The organism is Streptomyces sp. DI166, from assembly GCF_900091315.1.
Taxonomy (GTDB): domain Bacteria; phylum Actinomycetota; class Actinomycetes; order Streptomycetales; family Streptomycetaceae; genus Streptomyces; species Streptomyces fuscus.
In genome coordinates this window covers 1-25,428 of the sequence record NZ_FLSP01000108.1, presented here as the reverse complement: position 1 = coordinate 25,428, position 25,428 = coordinate 1, and the positions used below count along the sequence as shown (strand labels likewise).

General features: G+C 69.4%; 21 protein-coding genes and 6 tRNA genes. 14 read left to right on the top strand and 13 right to left on the bottom strand.

The window, feature by feature from the left end; translation table 11 throughout:
• Positions 1–13 precede the first annotated feature (13 nt).
• From GA0115233_RS34300 to GA0115233_RS34290, 3 genes are all read right to left on the bottom strand, one after another.
• Positions 14–2,089, bottom strand: coding sequence for a DEAD/DEAH box helicase (locus GA0115233_RS34300; protein ID WP_093724236.1), 2,076 nt, complete (start codon positions 2,087–2,089; stop codon positions 14–16).
• Positions 2,090–2,394: 305 nt separating this feature from the next.
• Positions 2,395–2,949: a hypothetical protein gene (locus GA0115233_RS34295; protein ID WP_093724238.1), complete on the bottom strand. Its 555-nt coding sequence runs from the start codon at positions 2,947–2,949 to the stop codon at positions 2,395–2,397.
• Between the two features lie 131 nt (positions 2,950–3,080).
• Positions 3,081–3,431 (bottom strand): metallopeptidase family protein, encoded by a 351-nt coding sequence (locus GA0115233_RS34290; RefSeq protein WP_218063597.1) that lies wholly within the window; start codon positions 3,429–3,431, stop codon positions 3,081–3,083.
• Between the two features lie 84 nt (positions 3,432–3,515).
• On the opposite strand from GA0115233_RS34290, the gene GA0115233_RS34285 reads away from it, so the two are divergent.
• From GA0115233_RS34285 to GA0115233_RS34255, 7 genes are all read left to right on the top strand, one after another.
• On the top strand, positions 3,516–5,066 hold the full coding sequence (locus GA0115233_RS34285; RefSeq protein WP_093724235.1) for a metallophosphoesterase family protein: 1,551 nt from the start codon (positions 3,516–3,518) through the stop codon (positions 5,064–5,066).
• 81 nt (positions 5,067–5,147) lie between these two features.
• A tRNA-Glu gene (locus GA0115233_RS34280) sits at positions 5,148–5,220 on the top strand.
• Positions 5,221–5,261: 41 nt separating this feature from the next.
• A tRNA-Asp gene (locus GA0115233_RS34275) sits at positions 5,262–5,336 on the top strand.
• Between the two features lie 24 nt (positions 5,337–5,360).
• A tRNA-Phe gene (locus GA0115233_RS34270) sits at positions 5,361–5,434 on the top strand.
• Positions 5,435–5,683: 249 nt separating this feature from the next.
• A complete protein-coding gene (gene hrpA, locus GA0115233_RS34265; RefSeq protein ID WP_093724234.1) occupies positions 5,684–9,628 on the top strand; it encodes an ATP-dependent RNA helicase HrpA in 3,945 nt (1,314 codons plus the stop codon).
• Positions 9,629–9,723: 95 nt separating this feature from the next.
• A tRNA-Asp gene (locus GA0115233_RS34260) sits at positions 9,724–9,798 on the top strand.
• A 151-nt stretch (positions 9,799–9,949) separates the two neighbouring features.
• Positions 9,950–10,147 (top strand): DUF6274 family protein, encoded by a 198-nt coding sequence (locus tag GA0115233_RS34255; protein WP_093724233.1) that lies wholly within the window; start codon positions 9,950–9,952, stop codon positions 10,145–10,147.
• A 468-nt stretch (positions 10,148–10,615) separates the two neighbouring features.
• On the opposite strand, the gene bldC is transcribed toward GA0115233_RS34255, so the two are convergent.
• Together bldC and GA0115233_RS34245 are read right to left on the bottom strand one after the other, a co-directional pair.
• Entirely contained in the window at positions 10,616–10,822 is a 207-nt protein-coding gene (gene bldC / locus GA0115233_RS34250) for a developmental transcriptional regulator BldC (protein ID WP_020869672.1), read from the bottom strand.
• Positions 10,823–11,365: 543 nt separating this feature from the next.
• Positions 11,366–12,208 (bottom strand): hypothetical protein, encoded by an 843-nt coding sequence (locus tag GA0115233_RS34245; protein WP_093724232.1) that lies wholly within the window; start codon positions 12,206–12,208, stop codon positions 11,366–11,368.
• 222 nt (positions 12,209–12,430) lie between these two features.
• Between GA0115233_RS34245 and GA0115233_RS34240 the strand changes: the two genes are divergently transcribed.
• Both GA0115233_RS34240 and GA0115233_RS34235 read left to right on the top strand, forming a co-directional pair.
• Positions 12,431–13,516: a Leu/Phe/Val dehydrogenase gene (locus GA0115233_RS34240; protein WP_093724231.1), complete on the top strand. Its 1,086-nt coding sequence runs from the start codon at positions 12,431–12,433 to the stop codon at positions 13,514–13,516.
• A 295-nt stretch (positions 13,517–13,811) separates the two neighbouring features.
• A complete protein-coding gene (locus tag GA0115233_RS34235; RefSeq protein ID WP_093724230.1) occupies positions 13,812–14,060 on the top strand; it encodes a DUF3073 domain-containing protein in 249 nt (82 codons plus the stop codon).
• A gap of 75 nt (positions 14,061–14,135) precedes the next feature.
• Here the strand turns inward: GA0115233_RS34235 and purM are convergent, their stop codons facing one another.
• The 5 genes from purM to GA0115233_RS34210 form a co-directional block, all read right to left on the bottom strand.
• On the bottom strand, positions 14,136–15,206 hold the full coding sequence (gene purM / locus GA0115233_RS34230; protein ID WP_093724229.1) for a phosphoribosylformylglycinamidine cyclo-ligase: 1,071 nt from the start codon (positions 15,204–15,206) through the stop codon (positions 14,136–14,138).
• A gap of 34 nt (positions 15,207–15,240) precedes the next feature.
• Positions 15,241–16,767, bottom strand: coding sequence for an amidophosphoribosyltransferase (gene purF / locus GA0115233_RS34225; RefSeq protein WP_093724228.1), 1,527 nt, complete (start codon positions 16,765–16,767; stop codon positions 15,241–15,243).
• Positions 16,768–16,824: 57 nt separating this feature from the next.
• Entirely contained in the window at positions 16,825–17,733 is a 909-nt protein-coding gene (locus GA0115233_RS34220; protein WP_093724227.1) for an META domain-containing protein, read from the bottom strand.
• 70 nt (positions 17,734–17,803) lie between these two features.
• Positions 17,804–18,601, bottom strand: a complete 798-nt coding sequence (locus GA0115233_RS34215; protein WP_093724226.1) for a maleylpyruvate isomerase family mycothiol-dependent enzyme — start codon at positions 18,599–18,601, stop codon at positions 17,804–17,806.
• Positions 18,602–18,611: 10 nt separating this feature from the next.
• On the bottom strand, positions 18,612–19,445 hold the full coding sequence (locus GA0115233_RS34210; protein ID WP_093724225.1) for a murein hydrolase activator EnvC family protein: 834 nt from the start codon (positions 19,443–19,445) through the stop codon (positions 18,612–18,614).
• 105 nt (positions 19,446–19,550) lie between these two features.
• Here GA0115233_RS34210 and GA0115233_RS34205 point away from each other — a divergent pair, with 105 nt between their 5' ends.
• Complete coding sequence (locus GA0115233_RS34205; protein ID WP_093724224.1) at positions 19,551–20,123, top strand: Uma2 family endonuclease; 573 nt, start codon at positions 19,551–19,553, stop codon at positions 20,121–20,123.
• Between the two features lie 56 nt (positions 20,124–20,179).
• On the opposite strand, the gene purL is transcribed toward GA0115233_RS34205, so the two are convergent.
• From purL to purS, 3 genes are read right to left on the bottom strand one after another with little or no spacing between them, the layout of a single operon-like run.
• Positions 20,180–22,438, bottom strand: a complete 2,259-nt coding sequence (purL, locus tag GA0115233_RS34200; protein ID WP_093724223.1) for a phosphoribosylformylglycinamidine synthase subunit PurL — start codon at positions 22,436–22,438, stop codon at positions 20,180–20,182.
• Positions 22,435–23,115 carry a phosphoribosylformylglycinamidine synthase subunit PurQ gene (gene purQ / locus GA0115233_RS34195; RefSeq protein ID WP_093724222.1) on the bottom strand — a complete coding sequence of 227 codons (681 nt, stop codon included), beginning with the start codon at positions 23,113–23,115 and terminating at the stop codon, positions 22,435–22,437. The genes purL and purQ overlap by 4 nt, the downstream gene beginning before the upstream one ends.
• Complete coding sequence (gene purS, locus GA0115233_RS34190; RefSeq protein WP_015659417.1) at positions 23,112–23,375, bottom strand: phosphoribosylformylglycinamidine synthase subunit PurS; 264 nt, start codon at positions 23,373–23,375, stop codon at positions 23,112–23,114. The genes purQ and purS overlap by 4 nt, the downstream gene beginning before the upstream one ends.
• A gap of 279 nt (positions 23,376–23,654) precedes the next feature.
• Here purS and GA0115233_RS34185 point away from each other — a divergent pair, with 279 nt between their 5' ends.
• The 4 genes from GA0115233_RS34185 to GA0115233_RS34170 form a co-directional block, all read left to right on the top strand.
• Positions 23,655–23,972, top strand: a complete 318-nt coding sequence (locus GA0115233_RS34185; RefSeq protein ID WP_093724221.1) for a histone-like nucleoid-structuring protein Lsr2 — start codon at positions 23,655–23,657, stop codon at positions 23,970–23,972.
• A gap of 131 nt (positions 23,973–24,103) precedes the next feature.
• Positions 24,104–24,175: transfer RNA gene (locus GA0115233_RS34180), tRNA-Gly, on the top strand.
• 80 nt (positions 24,176–24,255) lie between these two features.
• Positions 24,256–24,328: transfer RNA gene (locus tag GA0115233_RS34175), tRNA-Gly, on the top strand.
• 137 nt (positions 24,329–24,465) lie between these two features.
• Positions 24,466–25,428: ABC transporter ATP-binding protein (locus GA0115233_RS34170; RefSeq protein ID WP_107406481.1), on the top strand; the 963-nt coding region annotated here is incomplete at its 3' end.

Below are 25,428 nucleotides of genomic sequence, written 5' to 3'. Positions count from 1 at the left end.
AAGGCGCTACGCCTCAGCCGTTGCGCTTCCAGCGCGGCTTGTCCTCGCGGCGGCCGAAGGAACCGCCACCGCGGTGGTCGTCACGACGGCCGTACGGGCGCTCGTGGCCACCGGAGCGGAAGCCCGGACGGTCGCCCTGGCGGTCACGGTTGAACGGACGGTCGCTGCCACGGTGCCCACCGCGCTCGTCACGACGCTCGAAGGAACGGCCCGCACCACGGTCGTCGCGGCGGAACCCGCCCCGGTCGTCACGGCGCTCGAAGGAACGGCCACCACGGTCGTTGTCCCGACGGAACCCGTCACGACGGTCGTTGTCCCGGCGGAAGCCGCCACGGTCACCGTCACGACGCTCACCGCGGTCGTCGCGGCGGAAACCGCCCCGGTCGTCCCGGCGCTCACCGTCACGACGGAAGCCGTCACGACGGTCGTTGTCCCGGCGGAAGCCGCCACGCTCACCGCGGTCGTTGTCCCGACGGAAACCACCCCGGTCACCGTCACGACGCTCGAAGGAACGGCCACCACGGTCGTCCCGACGGAACCCGTCCCGACGGTCGTTGTCCCGACGCTCGTACGAGCCCTCGGACCGCTCCGGCCGCTCGACCCGCTCCACGTCCTGCGCCGCCGGCTGCTCCGGCACCGCGACCTCGGCCGCGGCCACCGCCGCCTGCGCCTCGGCGACCGCCGCCTCCGGGTCCTCGCCACGCTCACGGGCGACCCGGGCAACCAGCCGGTCCGCCTCCTCGCGCAGCTCGGCCGCACGCCGCTGCGCACGCTCCAGCTGCTTGGTCAGGTGGGCGACCTCACGCTCGGCCTGCTGCGCGGCGTTGCCCGCCGACTCCGCCTGCACCTCGGTCATCGACCGGGCGCCGGTGATCTCGGCGACCTCCGGGTCGAAGGCGGCACCGCCCTGGATGATGTGACGCGAGGCGTCCACGCCCGCGTCCTCCATCAGACGGAAGATCTGACGCCGCTGGTGCGGCAGGGAGAGGGAGACGACCGTGCCGGTACGGCCCGCACGCGCGGTACGGCCCGCGCGGTGCAGGTAGTCCTTGTGGTCGCCGGCCGGGTCCACGTTCAGCACCAGGTCGATGCCGTCGACGTGGATACCGCGCGCGGCGACGTCGGTGGCGACCAGGACGTTGACGTACCCGTCCTTGAAGTCCGCCAGGGTCCGGGTGCGCGCGCCCTGCGTCATACCGCCGTGCAGCGCGTCCGCCTTCACGCCCGCGTCGCGCAGCTGCTCGGCGACACGGTCGGCGCCGAGCTGGGTGCGCACGAAGATGATGGTGCGGCCCTTGCGGGAGGCGATGGCCGCGGTGACCGGCGCCTTGTCCTTGGGCTTCACGATCAGGATGTGGTGCGACATGGTCGTCACCGCGCCCTGGGCGGCGTCCACCTCGTGGCTGACCGGGTCGTTCAGGTACCGGTCGACGAGGGTCTTGATCTCGTTCTCCATCGTCGCGGAGAACAGCATCCGCTGACCGCCGGACGGAACCTGGTCCAGCAGCTCGGTCACCTCGGGCAGGAAGCCCAGGTCGGACATCTGGTCGGCCTCGTCGAGAACGGCGACCTGGACGTCCTCCAGGGAGCAGGCGCCGCGGTTGATGATGTCGCGCAGACGGCCCGGAGTGGCCACTAGGACGTCGACGCCGCGCTCCAGGGCGTAGATCTGGTTGCCCATGGACGTACCGCCGCAGACGACCTTCATCTTAAGGCCGAGCTGGTCGCCGTACGGCTGGAGGGCGTCCGCGACCTGCATCGCCAGCTCACGGGTCGGGGTGAGGATGACGGCGCGCGGCTTGTGCTTCTCGGTACGGCCGCCGGACAGACGCGCCAGCGTCGGCAGACCGAACGACAGCGTCTTGCCGGAGCCGGTACGGCCGCGGCCGAGGATGTCCTTGCCGGCCAGGGCGTCCGGGATGGTCGCGGCCTGGATCGGGAAGGGGGTGGTCACACCGTTCTGCGCGAGCTTGCGCACGACGCCCTCGGGGAGACCGAGGTCCGCGAAGGTGACCTCGGGAGCGTCCGCCTGGGCCTCGGTGGCCTCGTTCTCGGGCAGGACGATGTGATCAGTACTGGAAATGGACATGCGTATGCGAAACCTTCCGGAGTCTCGTCGGCACGCGCCCGTCAACTCCGTGATTCGCAATACGACCGCCTCTATGCGGTCAGCCACGGCAAGGGAGAGTACGCGCCACACGGCGCGCTCTGCGTTGGCGCCGGGCAAATGGGATCAAACGATCTACCACCATACGCACCCCCACCCCCCAAGGCAAACCGAGCGAGGTAGACCTGCGTCACACGGGCGCGCCAGACGGTCCGCGCCACGCGTCCCGCGTCAGATGGTCCGCGTCACCCGGCCCGTGCCGCGCCACCCGCGTCAGACGGTCCGCGTCACACCGGCGCCCCGGCCTCCGGAGCCGGCTCCCGCTGCACCATCAGCGGACTGGCCTCCCCGTGCGCCGACGAAGACGGCTCGGCAACCGTCGGCTCCGGAGTGAGCGTCGGCTCCGGCTCTTGCTGAGTCGGCGTCGGCTCCTCCGGACGGGTGGGAGTCGGCGGCTCCTTCGTGGGCTCCGGCTGCTGCCCCGGACGCTCGGTCCTCCCGGGCTTGCCCGGCTTCTCGGCACCCTTGCTCGGCTCCGCCGACACCGAGGCCGACGGCGACGCCGACTCCCCGTCCCCGCCCTTGCCCTTGCCCTTGCGCTTCTTCTTCCGCTCACCCTTGTCGCCGCCGTGCCCGCCGTGCGAATCGGCCGGACCGTACGCGGCACCGCCCCCCGACACCGCCGAACCGCCGTCCGGTTTCGCCCCGCCCCGCTGCCCGGCGGAGTGCGACGGCTTCGCGTCCTTGCCCGCGCCGTCGTCACCCACGCTCATACAACCGGCGGCAGCGGCGACGGCCACCACCGTGGCGGCCAGACGGACAGGAACGGACAAGGGGCGCACGGGCAGCCACCTCCGGTGGAGGGTGAAGGAGTCGAACTGCCCAACTCCCCCCGCCCACAAGAAGACACGCGCCCCGCACCGACCGGCGCCCAGCGGCACCCGGCCGGCGCCCAGCGGCACCCGGCCGACGCTCAGCCGTACCCGAGCGCATGCAGCCGCTCGTCGTCGATACCGAAGTGATGCGCGATCTCGTGCACGACCGTCACCTCGGTCTCCGCGACCACGTCCTCGCGCGACTCGCACATCCGCAGCGTCGGCCCCCGGTAGATCGTGATCCGGTCCGGCAGCACCCCGGCGTACCACTCCCCGCGCTCGGTCAGCGGCGTCCCCTCGTACAGCCCGAGCAGCTCGGGATCATCGGCCGGCGGCTCGTCCTCCACGAACACCGCGACGTTGTCCATCAACCGCGTCAACTCCGGCGGAATCCGGTCCAGCGCCTCGGCAACCAGTTCCTCGAACTCCTCGCGCGTCATCTCCAGCACAGGCCCATTGTCCGGTACGACCCGCCCGCACGAGAGCCGTCAGCACCCGGCATACCCACCTGCACAATTGGGCATATGGGACCAATGGCCCGCGTCACCGCCGCAGTCCTGACCGCCACCGGTCGTATCCGCAAGGCACCGCGCGCCCTCGCCCGCCACTACCGCGCCCGCCAGGCACCCAGCACCGTCCAGCTCGTCCCCCAGCCACACCCCTGGGCCCGCGCCCTCGGCCTCGTCACCGTCGTCCTCGTCGGCGCCTGGCTCGGCCTGCTGATCGTGGGAAACGTCCGGGTCCCCGTGGGCCCCATGGACACCACGATGACCCTGCGCCCCTCCCTCAGCGGCGGCACAAAGATCAACGTCTCCCCGCTCGGCGCACTCCGCCTCGACAGCCACATCGCCCCGGTACGCCTCGACGTCAACGTCGACCAACTCGACCCCGCCCGCTCCCAGGCCCTCGTCGACCACCCCGAACGGCTCTCCGGACTCCAGGACGAGGTCGCCCACGACGTCGCCCACGGCACCCGCGACCTGGCTGTACGCTCCTGCGTCGCCGTAGTCGCAGGAGCCACCGCACTCGGCCTCGCCGTCTACCGCCGCCCCCGCCGCGCCCTGGCCGCAGGCGGCCTCGCCCTCTCCCTGCTCGCCGCATCCGGCGCCACAGCGGCCCTCACCTGGAACTCCAAATCGATCCTGGAGCCCAAGTTCTCCGGCCTGCTCTCCTCCGCGCCCTCCCTGGTCGGCGACGCCCGCAGCATCGTCACCGAATTCGACGTCTACCAGAAGGAATTGGCACGCCTGGTGACGAACGTGACCAAGCTCTACGACGCCACGTCCACACTCCCCGCCTACCGCCCCGACCCGACCACGATCCGCGTCCTGCACGTCTCCGACATCCACCTCAACCCCGCGAGCTGGAAGATCATCGCCTCACTGGTGGAGCAGTACCAGGTCAACGTCATCGCCGACACCGGCGACACCATGGACCACGGCACCGCCGCCGAGAACGGCTTCCTCGACCCCATCGAGGACCTCGGCGCGCCCTACGTCTGGGTCCGCGGCAACCACGACTCGATGCTCACCCAGCGCTACCTGGAGGGCCTGAAGAACGTCCACGTCCTCGACGAGGGCCGCGCCAGGACCATCGCGGGCCTGCGCTTCGCGGGCATCGGGGACCCCCAGTTCACCCCCGACCGCACCAACAAGCCCGGCGCCGAACAGTCCCAGGAACTCGCCGGCGCCCGCCTCGCCTCGGCCCTGCGCGACCACCGGGCGGCGGGCAAGCCGGTGGACGTGGCCATGGCCCACGAACCGTCGGCGGCACGCGGAGTGGACGGCGAGGTCCCCCTCGTCCTGGCAGGCCACCTCCACCACGACGAAATGGAAATCCTCGACCAGGGCACCCGCCTGCGCATCGAGGGCTCGACGGGCGGCAGCGGCCTGCGCGCGGTGGAGGGCGACTACCCCGACCCCATCGAGGCCTCGATCCTCTACTTCGACCGCGACACCCACCGCCTCCAGGCCTGGGACGAGATCGAACTGGGCGGCCTGGGCCTCACGACGGCCGAGGTCAGTCGCCACCTCCCGGAGGAGAACCACCCCGGCGGCACACCCTCCCCCACCCCCACCCCGTAAACCGTTTTTGGCGATCCCTCCCGCCATCCCATATGCTTCTCACGTCCCCGACGCGCTGAGAAGCGCCCAGGCGGGCCGATAGCCCTCATCGTCTAGCGGCCTAGGACGCCGCCCTTTCAAGGCGGTAGCACGGGTTCGAATCCCGTTGGGGGCACGCATTACCGTGTGCGACACTGGTGGTCGCCCACACAGCTTGGTCCTGTGGAGCAGTTTGGAGTGCTCGCCACCCTGTCAAGGTGGAGGCCGCGGGTTCAAATCCCGTCAGGACCGCTGAGGCATCCTCGGACGCCTCGTGGCTGGGTAGCTCAGTTGGTACGAGCGTCCGCCTGAAAAGCGGAAGGTCGCCGGTTCGACCCCGGCCCCAGCCACAACAAAGGCCCCGATCTCCGGATCGGGGCCTTTCACGTACCCAGCACACGGCAGACGCCACCAGCAGCACGCAAGCTGTCCGCACCCCACACCGCCCCCGCCAAGGCGGAGGCCGCGCCCGCGGCGCAGCCGCGACAAGATCAAGAGCCCCGTCCCCTGGGGCGGAGACCTTGGTCGTGCTCGGCCACCCGTCCGCCGGGCAAAAGGGTTCGCCATGGAATTGGCCGGGATGAGATCCTGGATCGCGTATGTCTACGCAGCCTGCCCCCGTTCTCGGCGCTCTCGCCTCCCGTCTGACCGAGTTGTCGTTGCGCGATGCGCACCGGCTCGGGCGGCGGCTCGAAGGTGCACGCAAGATTCGCAAGCCGGAGGCGCGGGCCGCGGTGCTCGCCGAGATCGAGGCCGAGGTCGTCAGGGCCGAGGAGCGGATGAGTGCGCGGCGGGCGCGGGTGCCGGCCGTCACGTATCCCGAGCAGCTTCCGGTCAGCCAGAAGAAGGACGCGATCGCCGAGGCCATCCGCGATCATCAGGTCGTGATCGTCGCCGGTGAGACCGGGTCCGGCAAGACCACGCAGATTCCGAAGATCTGTCTGGAGCTCGGGCGGGGCGTGCGCGGGATGATCGGGCACACCCAGCCCCGTCGGATCGCCGCGCGTACCGTCGCCGAGCGGGTCGCCGAGGAGATGCGGACGCCGCTCGGGGAGGCCGTCGGCTGGAAGGTGCGGTTCACCGATCAGGTGAACCAGGACCAGACGTACATCAAGCTGATGACCGACGGCATCCTGCTCGCGGAGATCCAGACCGACCGCGAGCTGCGCGCCTACGACACGATCATCATCGACGAGGCCCATGAGCGGTCTCTGAACATCGACTTTCTGCTGGGGTATCTGGCGCAGCTCCTGCCGCGGCGGCCGGATCTCAAGGTCGTCATCACGTCGGCCACCATCGACCCCGAGCGGTTCTCCCGGCATTTCGGGGACGCGCCGATCATCGAGGTCAGCGGGCGGACGTACCCGGTGGAGGTGCGGTACCGGCCGCTCCTGGAGGAGGACTCCGAGGACGCCGACCGGGATCAGATCACCGCGATCTGCGACGCCGTGGAGGAGCTCCAGGGCGAGGAGCCCGGGAACATCCTCGTCTTCCTGTCCGGTGAGCGGGAGATCCGGGACACGGCGGACGCGCTGGAGAAGAAGAAGTACCGCTTCACCGAGGTGCTGCCGCTGTACGCGCGGCTCTCGCACGCCGAGCAGCACCGCGTCTTCCAGCCGCACTCCGGCCGCAGGATCGTTCTGGCGACCAATGTCGCCGAGACCTCGCTGACGGTCCCGGGCATCAAGTACGTCATCGACCCCGGTTTCGCCCGGATCAGCCGCTACAGCCACCGCACCAAGGTCCAGCGGCTGCCCATCGAGCCGGTCTCGCAGGCCAGCGCCAACCAGCGCAAGGGCCGCTGTGGCCGTACGTCCGACGGTGTCTGTATCCGGCTGTACTCCGAGGAGGACTTCAACGCCCGCCCGGAGTTCACGGACGCCGAGATCCTGCGGACGAACCTGGCCTCCGTCATCCTGCAGATGACCGCCGCCGGGCTCGGTGACATCGAGAAGTTCCCCTTCATCGATCCGCCGGACCACCGCAACATCCGCGACGGCGTCCAACTGCTGCAGGAGCTGGGTGCGTTGGATCCCCAGCAGAAGGACGTACGCAAGCGGCTCACGGACACCGGCCGCAAGCTCGCCCAGCTGCCGGTCGACCCGCGCCTCGCCCGTATGGTGCTGGAGGCGGACCGCAACGGCTGTGTCCGCGAGGTGATGGTGATAGCCGCCGCGCTGTCCATCCAGGACCCGCGCGAGCGCCCCGCCGACAAGCAGGCCCAGGCCGATCAGCTGCACGCCCGCTTCAAGGACGAGACCAGCGACTTCCTCGCTTATCTGAACCTGTGGCGGTACATCCGCGAGCAGCAGAAGGAGCGCGGTTCCAGCTCGTTCCGCCGGATGTGCAAGCAGGAGTATCTGAACTTCCTGCGCATCCGCGAATGGCAGGACATCTATACGCAGTTGCGGACGGTCGCCAAGCAGATGGGCATCCATCTCAACGAGGAGGACGCGCCCGAGCAGAGCGTCCATGTCTCGCTGCTGGCCGGTCTGCTGTCCCACGTCGGGATGAAGGACGTCAAGGACGGCAACAAGAACGAGTACCTGGGCGCCCGCAACGCCAAGTTCGCGATCTTCCCCGGTTCGGCGCTGTTCAAGAAGCAGCCCCGGTTCGTGATGTCCGCCGAGCTGGTGGAGACCTCGCGGCTGTGGGCGCGGGTCAACGCGAAGATCGAGCCGGAGTGGGTCGAGCCGCTCGCCGGGCATCTGCTGAAGCGGACGTACTCAGAACCGCACTGGGAAAAGGACCAGGCGGCGGTGATGGCGTACGAGAAGGTCACCCTGTACGGCGTGCCGATCGTCGCCCAGCGCAAGGTGAACTACGGCCGGATCGACCCGGAGCTGTCCCGCGAACTTTTCATTCGCAACGCCCTGGTCGAGGGTGACTGGCGTACGCACCACAAGTTCTTCGCGGACAACCGCAAGCTCCTCAGCGAGGTCGAGGAGCTGGAGCACCGGGCGCGGCGCCGGGACATCGTGGTCGACGACGAGACGCTGTTCGACTTCTACGACCAGCGCGTGCCCGAGCATGTCGTCTCCGGGGCGCACTTCGACTCGTGGTGGAAGCGGAAGCGTCATGAGCAGCCGGACTTCCTGGACTTCGAGCGGGAGATGCTCATCCGGGAGTCGGCGGAGGCGGTCACCAAGGCCGACTATCCGGACTCCTGGCGGCAGGGACAGCTGAAGTTCCGGGTGACGTACCAGTTCGAGCCGGGCGCGGACGCGGACGGTGTGACGGTCCATATCCCGCTCCAGGTGCTGAACCAGGTGACGGACGAGGGCTTCGACTGGCAGATCCCGGGGTTGCGGGAGGAGCTGGTCACGGAGTTGATCCGGTCTCTGCCGAAGCCGATCCGCCGCAATTACGTGCCGGCGCCGAACTTCGCCAAGCGGTTCCTGCAGACGGCCACGCCGGCGCAGGAGCCGCTGACGGTCACGATGGCCCGTGAGCTGAAGCGGATGGTCGGGGTGCCGTTCGATGCGGAGGACTTCGACTGGTCGAAGGTGCCGGAGCATCTGCGGATCACGTTCCGGATCGTGGACGAGCGGCGGCGGAAGCTGGCCGAGGACAAGGATCTTGAGGCGCTGAAGCTGCGGCTGAAGCCGAAGGCGCGCAAGGCGCTGTCGCAGGCGGCCGCGGCGACGGCGTCCCGCCAGGGCGGGGAGTCGCTGGAGCGCAAGGGGCTCACGGACTGGTCGATCGGCACGCTTACGCGCGTGTTCGAGACGCGCCGGGCCGGGCAGCCGGTGAAGGCGTACCCGGCGCTGGTGGACGACGGCGACACGGTCTCCGTACGGCTCTTCGACACGGAGGCCGAGCAGGCGGAGGCGATGTGGAAGGGCACGCGTCGGCTGATCCTGCGCAATATCCCGGTGAACCCGGCGAAGTTCGCGCTGGACAAGCTGTCCAACGCCCAGAAGCTGGCTCTGTCGGCGAATCCGCACGGTTCGGTGCAGGCGCTGTTCGACGACTGCGCGATGGCGGCGGCGGACAAGCTGATCGCGGACTTCGGGGGCCCGGTGTGGGACGAGGAGTCGTACCGGAAGCTGTACGACAAGGTCCGTGCGGAGATCGTGGACACCACGGTGCGTACGGTCGGGCAGGTGCAGCAGGTGCTGGCCGCCTGGCAGGCCTGTGAGCGCCGTCTGAAGGCCGTACAGAGCCCGGCACTGCTGGCGAACCTGACGGACGTCCGCAAGCAGCTCAACGCGCTGATCAAGCCCGGCTTCGTGACGTCCGCGGGGATCCGGCGGCTGCCGGACCTGATGCGGTATCTGGTGGCGGTGGACCGGCGGCTCCAGCAGATGGCGACGAACGTCCAGCGGGACACGACCCGTATGGAGAAGGTCCATGAGATGCAGGACGAGTACGCCTGGCTGCTGGAGCAGATGCCGCAGGGCCGTCCGGTGCCGCAGCAGGTGCTGGACGTCCGCTGGATGATCGAGGAGCTGCGGGTCAGCTATTTCGCCCACGCGCTGGGTACGGCGTACCCCGTCTCGGACAAGCGGATCGTGAAGACGATCGACGCGCTGGTGCCGTGACGGTTCCTGTACAGAGGGTGAGTTCGACCAGGACACCCACCCTCCTGTACAGTCTCTTCTCGCAGCGCAACGCAGCAATAAGCGCCGCAAAACCTGGTCCTGTGGAGCAGTTTGGAGTGCTCGCCACCCTGTCAAGGTGGAGGCCGCGGGTTCAAATCCCGTCAGGACCGCACAGTAAAGAGCCCGAGTCTTATGACTCGGGCTCTTTCGCTTGCGCCCTCGTACGGGCCCGCGAGGCGCTCCGCGCCGTCTTGACGGCGTCACATTCGCTCGGTACCCAGAAATCAGGGCCCTTCTCCGTATCGCCCCTGGAGGTGGCGTATGGCGGCTTCGGCTAGGCACGAAACGCGGGCTCTGCTCCGCGCGCACCTGTCGGCCGCGTCCTCCTACCGGCACCTGACCCGGCACTGTCCGATCTGTCATCAGCTCCTGCGGCTCGCCATGGACGCGCCGCAGCCCGCGTCCGCCGACCGCTCCCACGAGGAGCCGGCCGAGGACGAGAGCCCCTCACCTGCCTGACCCCCAGCTCCGAGCACCCTCAACACCCGCCCCACGGCGGCCGACTGGAACCTGAGCTTCCATTAGCGCACATACGCCACAGGCAACAAGCTCCCCGTCATGTGACGGGTGTCACCGCATGAGTTTCCGGAGCTGCGGTACTTACACCCGTCCTACAAGTGGTCAATTTAATATGTGCAATTGCACTACCCGAGAGGTGTGGTCCACAGCGGATCCGACAGCCCTCCCCAGGCTTCGACAAGCCCACACACAGCCTTCCGTGCGGCCCTGCGCGACCCTGTCCGAGCGCACAAAAAAGATCGCGCTGGACCCGGCGGAGTCCAGCGCGATCTACGACGCACCCTGTTCAGTTGCCTGATGCCTTGGGCGTGGGTCCTGTTGGGGCAGTACCCGCGTCGCTTGGAGCTAGGGGTTCCGGACGCCTCGGCACGTTGGGGGACCTGCCGAATTGCCCGGTTATGAAGTTGTTCAGCCCTCGCTGCGCTGCTGCGGGATACCCGCGAGCAGGGCGCGAACCTCTGCCTCGCGGTACCGGCGGTGCCCGCCGAGCGTGCGAATGGACGTGAGCTTTCCGGCCTTCGCCCACCGCGTGACCGTCTTGGGGTCGACGCGGAACATGGTGGCGACCTCAGCCGGGGTCAGCAGCGGCTCGGCATCAGGGGTGCGAGCGGTCATGAGCGGCCTCCTCGGGAGAACCGAACCTTCTCGGTTCTTTCCTCTAAATTCTGCACCTTGACCCGCGTTGCCCGAAATGGCGGACGCGAGTCGAGTCGGTTATAGGACGAACGGCTTGTCCTCGGCACTACAACTACACCATCTGTCCAGCCGCGTCGGCCAAACCGATGGAATTGCCCCTCCAGGTGTTCATCAGCGACGGAAGCCGATGGACCATGCCATAGCGGACAGTCACGCCACTGTGACGATCAGTCACAGGACGATCAGGAGTCACCAGACCCCCCAAAGCGTGCAATGCGAGCAGAGTCCTCCCCGGACTCCTTGTCCTATTTTGGCATGAGGGAGGGCAAGAGGCGCAAGGGCCGCGTAAGTGCGGTCCGTCACGCTTGACACGCCTTGGGGTTAACGCCCGGATCGGTACCTACGTCCGTTGTTGACGAGACTTCAGCAACTCGGGGCGCGTGAAGGAGGACGAAACCCCAAAACGGGCGTCTGGTCAAACGTCAGTTCGTGACCTGCGCCACACATGGCAGCGCTCCCACATCAGTTGGCGGACCGTCGCTCCCGTACCGAACGCCACCGCTCCAGCAGCCGCCCGTACACCGCCCCCGCCGCCGCCCCGTCCCCGGCGCGCAGCGCGGCGATGCCCTCGGCCACGTCCGCCGCCGAGTGGTCGTCCTCCAGCTCACCGGCCGGCAGGACGTGCACCAGTCCGCCGTAGTCGAGTTCGACCAGGGACCGCGGGTGGAACTCCTCCAGCCAGCGCCCCACGTCCAGCAGGCCGTCCATCAGCGGCCCTTCCTCGACGGTCTCCTTCAGCGTGCGCAGCGCCCGCGCCACCCGGCGCCGCGCCTGCACCATCGGCGTGCGGTAGCGCAGCAGGGGCGGCACCTCGGCGGTGCCCTTGTCGTAGCGCCGCTCCTCGTCGGAGACCAGCACGAACCAGTGCAGCGGCACCTGCCAGGTCGAGGTGCGGATCCAGGGCCGGGCGTCCGGGTTGCCCTCCAGCCAGCGCTCGTAGTCCTGCGCGGCCTGCCGCCGCAGGACCGGGGGCAGCACCGCGTCCAGCACCGGGGCCGGAAGCTCCTCGGCCAGGTCGCCCAGGGCCTGCCAGCCGCGCAGCCGGGTGCGCCAGGGGCAGACGCACACCACCCCGTCCACCTCCAGTACGAACGCCTCCCGGCTCTCGTGCACCGGGACCGGGACCGGCGGGGTGGGCAGCAAGTCGGTGAGGGCGGCGCGCAGTTCGTCCTGGTACGAGGGGCGGTCCGGGCGGCGGGCGTAGCGCGCCCAGTGGGTGCGCTCGGGTTCGGGGAAGGCGGCCAGCGGCTCGTAGACGCGGAGGTAGGTCGCGTACGGGACGGTCAGCGAGGTCACCTTGGGCACGCCTGCTCCCTCCCCCGCCGTCTGCCAGGAAAACCTTCGAAACCCGCTCACAAAGCGGCGGGAAATCTATGCAAATCGTCGCACGGGGGTACCCCGGGAGTAGGTGATCCTGAGCACGTCGAGGTGGTGGGGCGCCACAGGCTCTAATCTCAAGGCACACGGTTCCCGCCACCCGCACGGGGCCTGTTCCCAACCGCCGCTACTTACCCAGGAGTCACCACAGTGACCGACGTAACCGACGGCGTCCTGCACACCCTGTTCCAGTCGGAGCAGGGGGGTCATGAGCAAGTCGTGCTCTGTCAGGACCGCGCCAGCGGCCTCAAGGCCGTCATCGCCATCCACAGCACCGCGCTGGGCCCCGCCCTCGGCGGTACGCGCTTCTACCCCTACGCGACCGAGGAGGAGGCCGTCGCCGACGCCCTGAACCTCGCGCGCGGGATGTCCTACAAGAACGCCATGGCCGGTCTCGACCACGGCGGCGGCAAGGCCGTGATCATCGGCGACCCGGACCGGGACAAGACCGAGGAGCTGCTCCTCGCCTACGGCCGCTTCGTGGCCTCCCTCGGCGGCCGCTACGTCACCGCCTGCGACGTCGGCACCTATGTCGCCGACATGGACGTCGTGGCCCGCGAGTGCCGCTGGACCACCGGCCGCTCCCCGGAGAACGGCGGCGCCGGCGACTCCTCGGTGCTCACCGCGTTCGGCGTCTACCAGGGCATGCGGGCCTCCGCCCAGCACCTGTGGGGCGACCCCTCGCTGCGCGGCCGCCGCGTCGGCATCGCCGGGGTCGGCAAGGTCGGCCACCACCTGGTGGAGCACCTCGTCTCCGAGGGCGCCGAGGTGTTCGTCACCGACGTCCGCGAGGACGCCGTGCGCCGGATCACCGAGCGGCACCCGGGCGTCGGCGCGGTCGCCGACACCGAGGCGCTGATCCGCGTCGAGAACCTGGACATCTACGCGCCCTGCGCGCTCGGCGGAGCCCTGAACGACGACTCCGTGCCGGTGCTGACCGCCAAGGTGGTCTGCGGCGCCGCCAACAACCAGCTCGCCCACCCGGGCGTGGAGAAGGACCTCGCCGACCGCGGGATCCTCTACGCGCCGGACTACGTGGTGAACGCGGGTGGCGTGATCCAGGTCGCCGACGAGCTGCACGGCTTCGACTTCGAGCGGTGCAAGGCCAAGGCGGCGAAGATCTACGACACCACGCTCGCAATCTTCGCACGTGCGAAGACTGACGGGATTCCGCCGGCCGCTGCCGCCGACCGGATCGCCGAGCAGCGGATGGCCGAGGCCCGCCGCGCGGGCTGACGAAAGCGCCCGATACACCCTCCGGTACCCGCCGACGGGCACTTAGAGACAACTCTCACGTTCGTCGGCGGGTCGCCTGTGCAGAACTCGTTAAAATCGGGCCTGACCAGCGGGTACGAGGCGGCCCGAGGGTCCTGGGAGCAGGCACGTGGTGCGGGCGACGTACCGTATGCGCGTGGGCTCAGGTACCGTGGAAGCCCTACGGGCCGGTCTCTCCGAGGAGAGTCCGTTCCGGATCATGAACGCGTGTCAAGACTCTGGGGCCGTCGAGCCCCGTCACCGAGGGGGTCGAGCCATGGGGCGCGGCCGGGCCAAGGCCAAGCAGACAAAGGTCGCCCGCCAGCTGAAGTACAACAGCGGCGGGACTGACCTGTCGCGTCTGGCCAGCGAGCTGGGCGCATCGACTTCGAGCCAGCCGCCGAACGGCGAGCCGTTCGAGGACGACGAAGACGACCCGTACGCCCAGTACGCGGATCTGTACAACGACGACGATGAGGACGAGGACGAGGAGTCCGGTCCCGCGTCTCAACGCCGCGGCGCTTGACGTCTTAGCTGTGCTCTACCCGGTCCGAGGCGGGTCCCCGCCACCGGACCGGGTTTTGCGCTGCACTCGCGAACGTCAGGCGGCGTAGTCGCCGACCATCTCCGCGCCCGTCGCGTGGTCTCCCCGGTCCGTGATCTCACCGGCGACCCACGCTTCGACGCCGCGGTCCGCCAGTGTGGTCAGGGCCACGTCCGTGGACTCCTCCGGCACGATCGCGATCATGCCGACGCCCATGTTCAGGGTCTTCTCCAGCTCCAGCCGCTCGACCTGACCGGTCTTTCCGACCAGGTCGAAGACCGGGGCCGGGGTCCAGGTGGAGCGGTCGACGACGGCGTGCAGCGCGTCGGGGATCACGCGCGCCAGGTTGGCGGCGAGACCGCCTCCGGTGATGTGGCTGAAGGCGTGCACCTCGGTGGTCCGGGTCAGCGCCAGGCAGTCCAGCGAGTAGATCTTGGTGGGTTCCAGCAGCTCCTCGCCGAGGGTGCGGCCGAACTCCTCGATCTGCGCGTCCAGGGCGAGCCCGGCCTGGTTCAGCAGCACGTGCCGGACCAGTGAGTACCCGTTCGAGTGAAGACCGGAGGCCGCCATGGCGATCACGGTGTCACCCTTACGGATACGATCCGCGCCGAGCAGCCGGTCGGCCTCCACCACGCCCGTACCGGCGCCCGCGACGTCGAAGTCGTCCGGACCCAGCAGGCCGGGGTGCTCGGCCGTCTCGCCGCCCACCAGGGCGCAGCCGGCCAGCACACAGCCCTCCGCGATGCCCTTGACGATCGCGGCGACGCGCTCGGGGTGGACCTTGCCGACACAGATGTAGTCGGTCATGAACAGCGGCTCGGCGCCGCACACCACGATGTCGTCCATGACCATCGCCACCAGGTCGTGGCCGATGGTGTCGTAGACACCCAGCTGGCGCGCGATGTCGACCTTGGTGCCGACGCCGTCGGTGGCGGAGGCCAGCAGCGGCCGCTCGAAGCGCTTGAGGGCGGAGGCGTCGAAGAGACCGGCGAATCCGCCGAGGCCGCCGAGGACCTCGGGGCGCTGGGTCTTCTTCACCCACTCCTTCATCAGCTCTACGGCGCGGTCGCCCGCCTCGATGTCGACGCCCGCGGCTGCGTAGCTGGCACCAGTCGTCTCTGAAGACATGACCTTGAGAACTTTCGTGTCGTACTACGGGGGCTTACGGGCGACGGATCGCGTCGGCCGCGGCCGTGGCAGCCGGGCCGGCCGCCAGCTCGGTCTCCAGGAGCTGCTTGCCGAGCAGTTCCGGGTCGGGCAGCTCCATCGGGTACTCGCCGTCGAAGCAAGCGCGGCACAGGTTCGGCTTGGCGATGGTGGTCGCCTCGATCATGCCGTCGATGGAGATGTAGGCCAGCGAGTCGGCGCCCAGCGAGGTGCCGATCTCGTCGATGGTCATGCCGTTGGCGATCAGCTCGGCGCGGGTGGCGAAGTCGATGCCGAAGAAGCAGGGCCACTTCACGGGCGGCGAGGAGATCCGGATGTGGACCTCGGCGGCGCCCGCCTCGCGGAGCATGCGGACCAGGGCGCGCTGGGTGTTGCCGCGCACGATGGAGTCGTCGACGACGACCAGGCGCTTGCCCTTGATGACTTCCTTCAGCGGGTTCAGCTTCAGCCGGATACCGAGCTGGCGGATGGTCTGCGAGGGCTGGATGAAGGTCCGGCCGACGTAGGCGTTCTTGACCAGGCCCGCACCGAAGGGGATGCCGCTGGCCTCCGCGTAGCCGATGGCAGCCGGGGTGCCGGACTCCGGGGTCGCTATGACCAGGTCGGCCTCGACCGGGGCCTCCTTCGCCAGGCGGCGGCCCATCTCCACACGGGAGAGGTACACGTTCCGGCCGGCGATGTCGGTGTCCGGGCGGGCCAGGTACACGTACTCGAAGACACAGCCCTTGGGCTTCGCTTCCGCGAATCGGGAGGTGCGCAGGCCGTTCTCGTCGATGGCGATGAACTCGCCCGGCTCGATCTCGCGCACGAAACTGGCGCCGCAGATGTCCAGGGCGGCGGACTCGGAGGCGACCACCCAGCCGCGCTCCAGACGGCCGAGGACCAGCGGGCGGATGCCCTGCGGGTCACGGCCGGCGTAGAGGGTGTGCTCGTCCATGAAGACCAGCGAGAAGGCGCCCTTGACCTGAGGGAGCACCCGATGGGCGGCCTCCTCGATGGTCAGCGGCTTGCCCTCGTCGTCCGTCTGGGCCGCGAGCAGCGCGGTCAGCAGATCGGTGTCGTTGGTCGCCGCCACCCGGGGGCTGCGGCCCTCCTGCTTGGGCAGGTCGGCGACCATCTCGGCGAGCTGGGCGGTGTTGACGAGGTTGCCGTTGTGGCCGAGCGCGATGGAACCGTGCGCGGTGGCGCGGAACGTCGGCTGGGCGTTCTCCCACACGGAGGCACCGGTGGTCGAGTAGCGGGCGTGACCGACCGCGATATGACCCTGGAGCGAACCGAGAGAGGTCTCGTCGAAGACCTGGGACACCAGGCCCATGTCCTTGAAGACGAGGATCTGGGAGCCGTTGCTGACCGCGATTCCCGCGGATTCCTGGCCCCGATGCTGGAGGGCGTAGAGCCCGAAGTACGTGAGCTTTGCGACCTCTTCGCCCGGAGCCCAGACACCGAAGACGCCACACGCGTCCTGGGGGCCTTTCTCGCCGGGGAGCAGATCGTGATTGAGTCGACCGTCACCACGTGGCACGGCTCCGAGTGTAGGCGAGATCGACCACTGGTCCGAATTCGCTGGGAGTGGGCTTTCTTACTCCGCCCGGGCGACCAGGCCGTCCCCGGACTTCGCGGTGAGGGTCAGTTCCTGGTCTTTCTGCTGGTAGGACACCTTGCCGGCGAGGATGTCGATCATCTCCCGCTCGGCCTTCATGACCGGGTCCTCGCAGAGCATGCGTGTGGTCGACAGTGGCCCGAACTCGATGGTGCCGTCCTTGACGGCGGCCTTGCCGCGGATGTTGTTGCAGCCGAGGTTGCCGCTGACGGTGCCGTCCTCGGCGAAGGTCAGGTGGGCCTTGGCGCCCTCGGGCAGGGAGCGGGCAGTGGCGTCGGCGCCCTTGCCGGAGAGCAGGCTCTCCACGGTCCACTTCGTGCCCTTCAGGGCCGGCTGGTCCTTGTCCTTCACAGTGCTCTCCACCAGGGTGATCGAATCGCCGTCGCTCCTGGTCAGGGTGAGGGTCCTGACGCCGTCGCGCTCCTTGACCGCGGCCTTCAGGGTGCCGTCGAAGACATCGACGAACCGGTTCTCGAACTCCTGGACCGCGCCCTTGCAGGCCATCTGCGTCATACCGAGATCGCCGACCTTCACGGTGTCGCCGTCGATCTCGACATCGGCGCCCATGTGGTTGCAGCCGACCGTGCCCCCGGACTGCCCGCCGAACTCGCCGGACTTGGCCGTACCGGGCTTGAACGTGATGTACGCCTCATCGACCGGGTACGTCGGGTCCTCGGTCGGCAGCGTGTACTCCTTGCCGTCGACGGTCACCGTCCGTGGCACCCAGCGGGTGTCCGCGATGACGTCGCCGGCCTTGGAGGTCTTCTCGCCGTCGGAGACCGAGCCGCTGCCGGCTCCGCCCTTGCCGGAGTCGGTGCCGCAGGCGGCCAGGACGGCGGTGCCGGCCAGGGCCACGGCGGCGTACTTCACGCGTGTTGTCCGCTTCATGTCCCTTCGACGTACGAGGCACGTGTTGGGTTCGGGGTCGTTATCAGTCCGTTGTGCCGCGCTCGGGCCGTCAGCTCATCAGGGGCAGCAGCGGGCCCAGATCGGCGCGCTCGCCGCTGGCGCTGACCTTCGCCTCGCCGAGCGCCTCCTTCCAGCCCAGGCGCCCGGTCGCGAGCCGCAGCCAGGTCAGCGGATCGGTCTCGACGACATTGGGCGGGGTGCCCCGGGTGTGCCGGGGGCCCTCCACGCACTGCACGACGGCGTACGGCGGGATGCGCACCTCCGTCGAGCCGCCGGGCGCCTTCACCGCGAGGGCGTCGGCGAGCAGCCTGGTGGTGGCGGCGAGCGCCTGCCGGTCGTACGGCACCTCCAGGCCCGGCACCGCGGCGTTCAGGTCGTCGGTGTGGACGACCAGCTCCACGGCGCGGGTGACCAGGTAGTCGGCGAGCGGCAGGGCCCCGGCGTTGGTGTCGAGCAGCCGGGTGCCGGGGTGGGAGTCCAGTTGCCCGGCGAGGGCGTGGGCGCTGTCGGCGAGGTAGGCGCCGAGGTCGGGGTGGTCCCGGACGAGCGTCCGCGTGAACTCGTCGATCGCCGAGGAGCTGGCCGAGGTGGCGAACGGCCACTCCGCCAGGACGGCGTTCTGCTTCGGCGGCTCCGGCAGGTCCAGGGAGCGCCCGATGCCGGTCAGCGCCATCCCGATGTGCGCGATCAGCTCCCGTACGGTCCACTCGCCGAGCCGGGTGGGCAGCGCGAACTGCTCGGGCGTCAGCCGCTCCACGGCGTCCTGGACGTGCCCGACCTGGGCGAACACGGCGGCGCGGGTCTTGGCGGGGTCGTAGGCGCGGGCGCGCTTCTTGGCGGGTGGCATGGCCTCAACCCTAGGCAGAGTGCGAGGCGGGCGCGGGCGCTTCGAAGACCTCGCCGTTGGCCGGGACGCCTATGCCCCGCCAGCGGAAGGGGATGCCTTTGGCGGTGACCGGGTCGGGGCCGTCCATCAGCTGGAAGTGGACGTGCGGCTCACTGGAGTTGCCCGAGTTCCCGCACCGGGCGACCACCTGGCCCGCGGGTACCTTCTCGCCCTCCGCCACGGTCAGCGAGCCGCGCTTCAGGTGGGCGTAGAGGGCATGGGTGCCGTCGCCCAGGTCGAGGACGAGGTGGTTGCCGACGATGCGCCTGACGCCCGCTATCTCCCGCACCGTGGCCTCGGCGAGCATCAGGTACAGCAGGCCCGGCAGCGAGGAGCGGCTGAGGTGGTCGCGCTGGCGGTCGTCGGCCCGTACGACGGTGCCGTCCGCCACGGCCAGCAGCGGGGCGCCGTAGGCCGGGTAGGCGGTGCTGCGCCGGGCGAGGGGCCACAGGGCGCGGAAGCCGGGGCGGCGGCCCGGTTCGGGCTCGGCGACGACGTCGATGGCGTAGGTCTGGCCGTAGGCGTGCGTGCCGTGGCTCGGGGTGCGGCTGGCCGGGCTGTTCAGCGCCGACCAGCGGCCGGTGACGGGCGCTTCCACCTCGACGGGCTCGCGCTGCTCCGGGCGCCCTTGCGGGGTGCGCGGGCGCCGGTTGGCGGCGAGCACCAGGACGAACGCCGGCACGAGCAGCGCGAAGTTCCACCAGTGCGGATAGCCGAGGTCGACCCAGACGTCGGCGATCACCACCCCGAAGAAGGCGAGCAGCAGAAGTCGGTAGCCGAGCATGGCGAGTTTGCGCGCGGACATGGTTCCCCCAGTGCCAGGTCACTCGTACGTGTGTCGTACCAGGAACATCATCCGGGAGCGCCGGAGGGCCGAGAACACTGGTTCGCGCCTGGAAGGGGGAGCGGCATGGCGGTAGGGGCCGAGATGCTGGTGGAAGAGTTCGAGGCGATCGCCTCCGGCGCTCCCGAGACCGTCACGCTGGAGTTCATCGGCGGGCGGCTCGGGGTCAAGAGGGGGGCGGACGGGAATCGCGGCACGATCATGGCCTGGCTGACCAGGCGCTGTATGCAAGCCCGTCCTGAGCTGGACGTGTACCACGGCCGGGGTCTGCGGGTGGCCGCGTACCGGCAGGGCCGGGCGATGCCGGACGCCGTGCTCGCTCCCGAGGCGCACTTCGCCGGGCACGGCGAGTGGGCCGATCCGGACGGGGTTCTCATGGTCGTCGAGGTGACCTCGTACGACTCGGACACGGACCGGCGGCACCGGTACGAGAAGCCGGCCGCGTACGGCCAGGCGGAGATCCCGGTCTACCTCCTGATCGACCGTGATGCCCGCACGGTCACGGTGCACAGCTCGCCGGATCGGGAGATCGGTGGCTACCGCGCGGCCCACACGGCGAAGTTCGGCGAGAAGGTCCTCCTCCCCGCCCCCGTCGGCATCGAACTCGACACCGAGATCCTCAAGAACTACGTGCGCTGATACGCGGAAGGTCCCGTCCGTTCGACCGGACGGGACCTTCGTCGCGTTACCGCCGACTACGCCAGCAGCGCCGGGATCGTCGACTCGTGGAGCTCGCGGAGTTCGGTCAGGGTGAGCGCGAACTCGCCCTGGACGTCCACCGTGTCGCCGTCGACGACGCCGATGCGGGTGACCGGGAGGCCCCGGGCGCCGCACATGTCGTTGAAGCGGACCTCCTCCGAGCGGGGCACGGCGACGACCGCGCGGCCCGCCGACTCCGAGAAGAGGAAGGTGAAGGCGTCCAGGCCGTCCGGGACGACCAGACGGGCGCCCTTGCCGCCGAGCAGCGCCGACTCCACGACCGCCTGGATCAGACCGCCGTCGGACAGGTCGTGCGCCGAGTCGATCATGCCGTCGCGGGACGCGGAGATCAGGATCTCGGCGAGCAGCCGCTCGCGCTCCAGGTCGACCTTCGGGGGCAGACCGCCGAGGTGGTCGTGGATCACCTGGGACCAGGCCGAGCCGCCGAACTCCTCGCGGGTGTCGCCGAGCAGGTAGAGGAGCTGGCCCTCCTCCTGGAAGGCGACCGGGGTGCGGCGGGCGACGTCGTCGATCACGCCGAGGACCGCCACGACCGGGGTCGGGTGGATGGCGGCCTCGCCGGTCTGGTTGTAGAGGGAGACGTTGCCGCCGGTCACCGGGGTGCCGAGCTGCTGGCAGCCGTCCGCCAGACCGCGTACGGCCTCCGCGAACTGCCACATCACCGCCGGGTCCTCGGGCGAGCCGAAGTTCAGGCAGTCGGAGACCGCGAGCGGCTTCGCGCCCGTGGTCGCCACGTTCCGGTACGCCTCCGCAAGCGCCAGCTGCGCGCCCGTGTACGGGTCGAGCTTGGCGTAGCGGCCGTTGCCGTCGGTGGCGATGGCGACGCCGAGGCCGGACTCCTCGTCGACGCGGATCATGCCGGAGTCCTCCGGCTGCGCCAGCACGGTGTTGCCCTGCACGAAGTGGTCGTACTGCGAGGTGATCCACTTCTTGGACGCCTGGTTCGGGGAGCCGACCAGCTTCAGGACCTGGTCCTTCAGCTCCTCGCTCGTCTGCGGGCGGGGCAGCTTGTTCGCGTCGTCCGCCTGGAGCTCGTCCTGCCAGGACGGGCGGGCGTAGGGGCGCTCGTAGACCGGGCCGTCGTGGGCGACGGTGCGCGGGTCCACGTCGACGATCTTCCCGCCGTGCCAGTAGATCTCCAGGCGGTCGCCGTCGGTGACCTCACCGATGACGGTGGCGATGACGTCCCACTTGTCGCAGATCTCCAGGAAGCGGTCGACCTTGTCGGGCTCGACGACCGCGCACATGCGCTCCTGCGACTCGCTCATGAGGATTTCCTCGGGCGAGAGGGTCGAGTCACGCAGCGGGACGTCGTCCAGCGTCACGCGCATGCCGCCCGAGCCGTTCGACGCCAGCTCGCTCGTCGCGCAGGACAGGCCCGCCGCGCCGAGGTCCTGGATGCCGACGACCAGCTTCTCCTTGAACGCCTCCAGGGTGCACTCGATGAGGAGCTTCTCCTGGAAGGGGTCGCCGACCTGCACGGCCGGACGCTTCGACGGCTTGGCGTCGTCGAAGGTCTCCGAGGCCAGGATCGACGCGCCGCCGATGCCGTCGCCGCCGGTCCGGGCCCCGTACAGGATGACCTTGTTGCCCGCGCCGGAGGCCTTGGCGAGGTGGATGTCCTCGTGCCGCATCACGCCGATGGCGCCGGCGTTGACCAGCGGGTTGCCCTGGTAGCAGGCGTCGAAGACGACCTCGCCGCCGATGTTGGGCAGGCCCAGGCAGTTGCCGTAGCCGCCGATGCCGGCGACCACGCCGGGCAGCACGCGCTTGGTGTCGGGGTGGTCGGCGGCGCCGAAGCGCAGCGGGTCCACGACCGCGACCGGGCGGGCGCCCATGGCGATGATGTCGCGCACGATGCCGCCGACGCCGGTGGCCGCTCCCTGGTAGGGCTCGACGTAGGAGGGGTGGTTGTGCGACTCCACCTTGAAGGTGACCGCGTAGCCCTGGCCGACGTCGACGACACCGGCGTTCTCACCGATGCCGACGAGGAGGGCGTCGGACTGCGGGGCCTTCTCGCCGAACTGGCGCAGGTGGACCTTGGAGGACTTGTACGAGCAGTGCTCGGACCACATGACGGAGTACATGGCCAGCTCCGCGCCGGTGGGGCGGCGGCCGAGGATCTCCACGATCCGCTCGTACTCGTCCTTCTTCAGGCCGAGTTCGGCCCAGGGCAGCTCGACGTCGGGGGTCGCGGCCGCGTGCTCGACCGTGTCCAGAGGCGTCCGGCTCATGCGTTGACCAGCTTCTTGAGGATCGAGGTGAAGAACGGCAGCCCGTCGGTACGGCCCGTACCGATCAGCGGCTCCACGGCGTGCTCGGGGTGCGGCATGAGGCCGACGACGTTGCCCGCCTCGTTGGTGATGCCGGCGATGTCGTTGAGCGAGCCGTTGGGGTTGAAGTCGAGGTACCGGAAGGCGACGCGGCCCTCGGCCTCCAGCTTGTCCAGCGTGTACTGGTCGGCCACGTAGCGGCCGTCCATGTTCTTGAGCGGGATGTGGATCTCCTGCCCGCTCTCGTAGTCGCTGGTCCAGGCGGTCTCGGCGTTCTCCACCCGCAGCTTCTGGTCGCGGCAGATGAAGTGCAGGTGGTTGTTGCCGAGCATGCCGCCGGGCAGCAGGTGGGCCTCGGTGAGGATCTGGAAGCCGTTGCAGATGCCGAGGACCGGCAGTCCGGCCTTCGCCTGCTCGATGACGGTCTCCATCACGGGCGAGAAGCGGGAGATGGCGCCGGCCCGCAGATAGTCGCCGTAGGAGAATCCACCGGGGAGGACGACCGCGTCGACCTGGTGGAGGTTCTTGTCCTTGTGCCAGAGGGCGACCGGTTCGGCGCCCGCGAGGCGGATCGCGCGCTGGGTGTCCCGGTCGTCGAGGCTGCCGGGGAAAGTGACGACGCCAATACGAGCGGTCACTTCGCGGCCTCCGCGACTTCCTCCACCTTGACGGTGAAGTCCTCGATCACGGTGTTGGCGAGGAAGGATTCCGCAAGATCGTGGATGCGGGCGAGCGCGGCCTCGTCGACCGGTCCGTCAACTTCCAGTTCGAATCGCTTTCCCTGACGTACGTCGGAGATGCCTTCGAAACCCAGTCGCGGCAGTGCGCGCTGCACCGCCTGGCCCTGGGGGTCGAGGATCTCCGGCTTGAGCATGACGTCGACTACGACGCGTGCCACGTGCACTCCCGGTGGTGTGGTGCTGAGCAGGTTCCTGCAAGGTGGTTTCAGACTACCCGCACAAAATTTCTACGCGCGTCGACTTGTAGGAAACTACGTGACGGCAGTCACGAACGGGTGATCAGAAGGGCCCCGTGCAAAAGTTCTGAGAAAGATCCTGGATCGTCACCCGGAACCTATTGCGCTGAGACACGCAACGAGATTTAGTCAGGCTTCCCAATGCATTGTCGGGCACTGTACAAATGAATTGTCAGCGGTGCCGTACGAAGGGACGAATTCGTGGCGCAGAAGGTCGTGGTCACCCTCTTTGACGACATCGACGGCTCGGAAGCGGCGGAAACGATCGCCTTCGGACTCGACGGCAAGTCGTACGAGATCGACCTGAATGAAGCGAATGCCGAGAAACTGCGTAAGGCGCTGGAGCCGTACGTGGAGGCCGGCCGCAAGCGGTCGCGCTCGGGCAAGGCCTACCGGCAGACCGAGGTCGCCCCGGACCCGGCCGCGGTACGGGCCTGGGCGCAGGCCAACAAGATGGACGTGCCCGCGCGCGGCCGGATCCCCAAGAAGGTCTACGAGGCGTTCGCCGCCGCGCGGTGAGGCCGTCGGCCGCCGTCCTCGGGGCCGTCAGCGGTCCCTGAGGACAACCGACTTGCGCTGCACCCCTCCCGATCAGCTAAAGTCTGGAGCACGCCGAGGGCGGGGCCGCAAAGCCCGGCTCACGGAGGCGTGCGGGTGTAGTTCAGTAGTAGAACATCCCCCTTCCAGGGGGAAGGCGCAGTGTGCAATTCCTGTCACCCGCTCTGCACGGGCGTACCGAGCATCCTTCTGGATCAGGTAGGCTGGTGCTCGCGCCGATCGGTGAGAGCCGGTCGGAGGCAATGCGGACGTAGCTCAGTTGGTAGAGCGCAACCTTGCCAAGGTTGAGGTCGCGAGTTCGAGCCTCGTCGTCCGCTCGGGAATGAGACCCCGGTCCAATGGACCGGGGTCTTTTCGTGTTTCCCGCTCCCGCGGACTTGCATCTGACATTTGTCATGTCCGGTGATGACAGCGCGCACTGCCGAGCCGCCCGGAAGGCCGGGAGGCTGAAGTCATGGACAGGAACGAACACGAACACGTGATTGAGGTCACCGACCTGCGGCGTGTGTACGGGGGCGGGTTCGAGGCGGTGCGCGGAATCACCTTCTCGGTGGCCCGCGGCGAGGTCTTCGCGCTGCTCGGCACCAATGGCGCGGGCAAGACCTCCACCGTCGAACTGCTGGAGGGGCTCGCCCGGCCGGCCTCGGGCCGGGTGCGGGTCCTCGGGCACGACCCCCACGCCGAGCGGGATGCCGTACGGCCGCGCACCGGGGTCATGCTCCAGGAGGGCGGCTTCCCGTCCGAGCTGACCGTCGCGGAGACCGCGCGGATGTGGGCCGGGTGTGTGAGCGGGGCCCGGCCGCCGGCCGAGGTGCTGGACCGGGTCGGCCTCGCCGGGAAGACCGGCGTACGGGTCAAGCAGCTCTCCGGGGGTGAGCGGCGCCGCCTCGACCTGGCGCTCGCCCTGCTCGGCGACCCCGAGGTGCTGTTCCTGGACGAGCCGACGACCGGGCTGGACGCCGAGGGCCGCCGGGACACCTGGGAGTTGGTGCGCGGCCTGCGCGACGCGGGCACGACCGTGCTGCTGACCACGCACTACCTGGAGGAGGCCGAGGGCCTCGCCGACCGGCTGGCCATCCTGCACGAGGGGCGCATCGCCGCCGCCGGCACCCCGGCCGAGGTGACCGCCGCCCAGCCCTCCCGGATCACCTTCGAACTGCCCGAGGGCTACTTCCTCGGCGACCTGCCGCCCCTGGGCGAACTGGGCGTGTCCGGGCACGAGGTCGACGGCCGTGTCGTACGGCTGCGCACCCGGCAGCTCCAGCGGGCGGCCACCCGGCTGCTGGTGTGGGCCGAGGGCGCCGGGGTCGAACTGCGCGGACTCGATGTGCGGTCGGCCTCGCTGGAGGAGGCGTTCCTGGGGATCGCGCGGGAGGCGTCCGCGGCCGGCGAGCAGTCCACCGAGCACAAGGAGTAC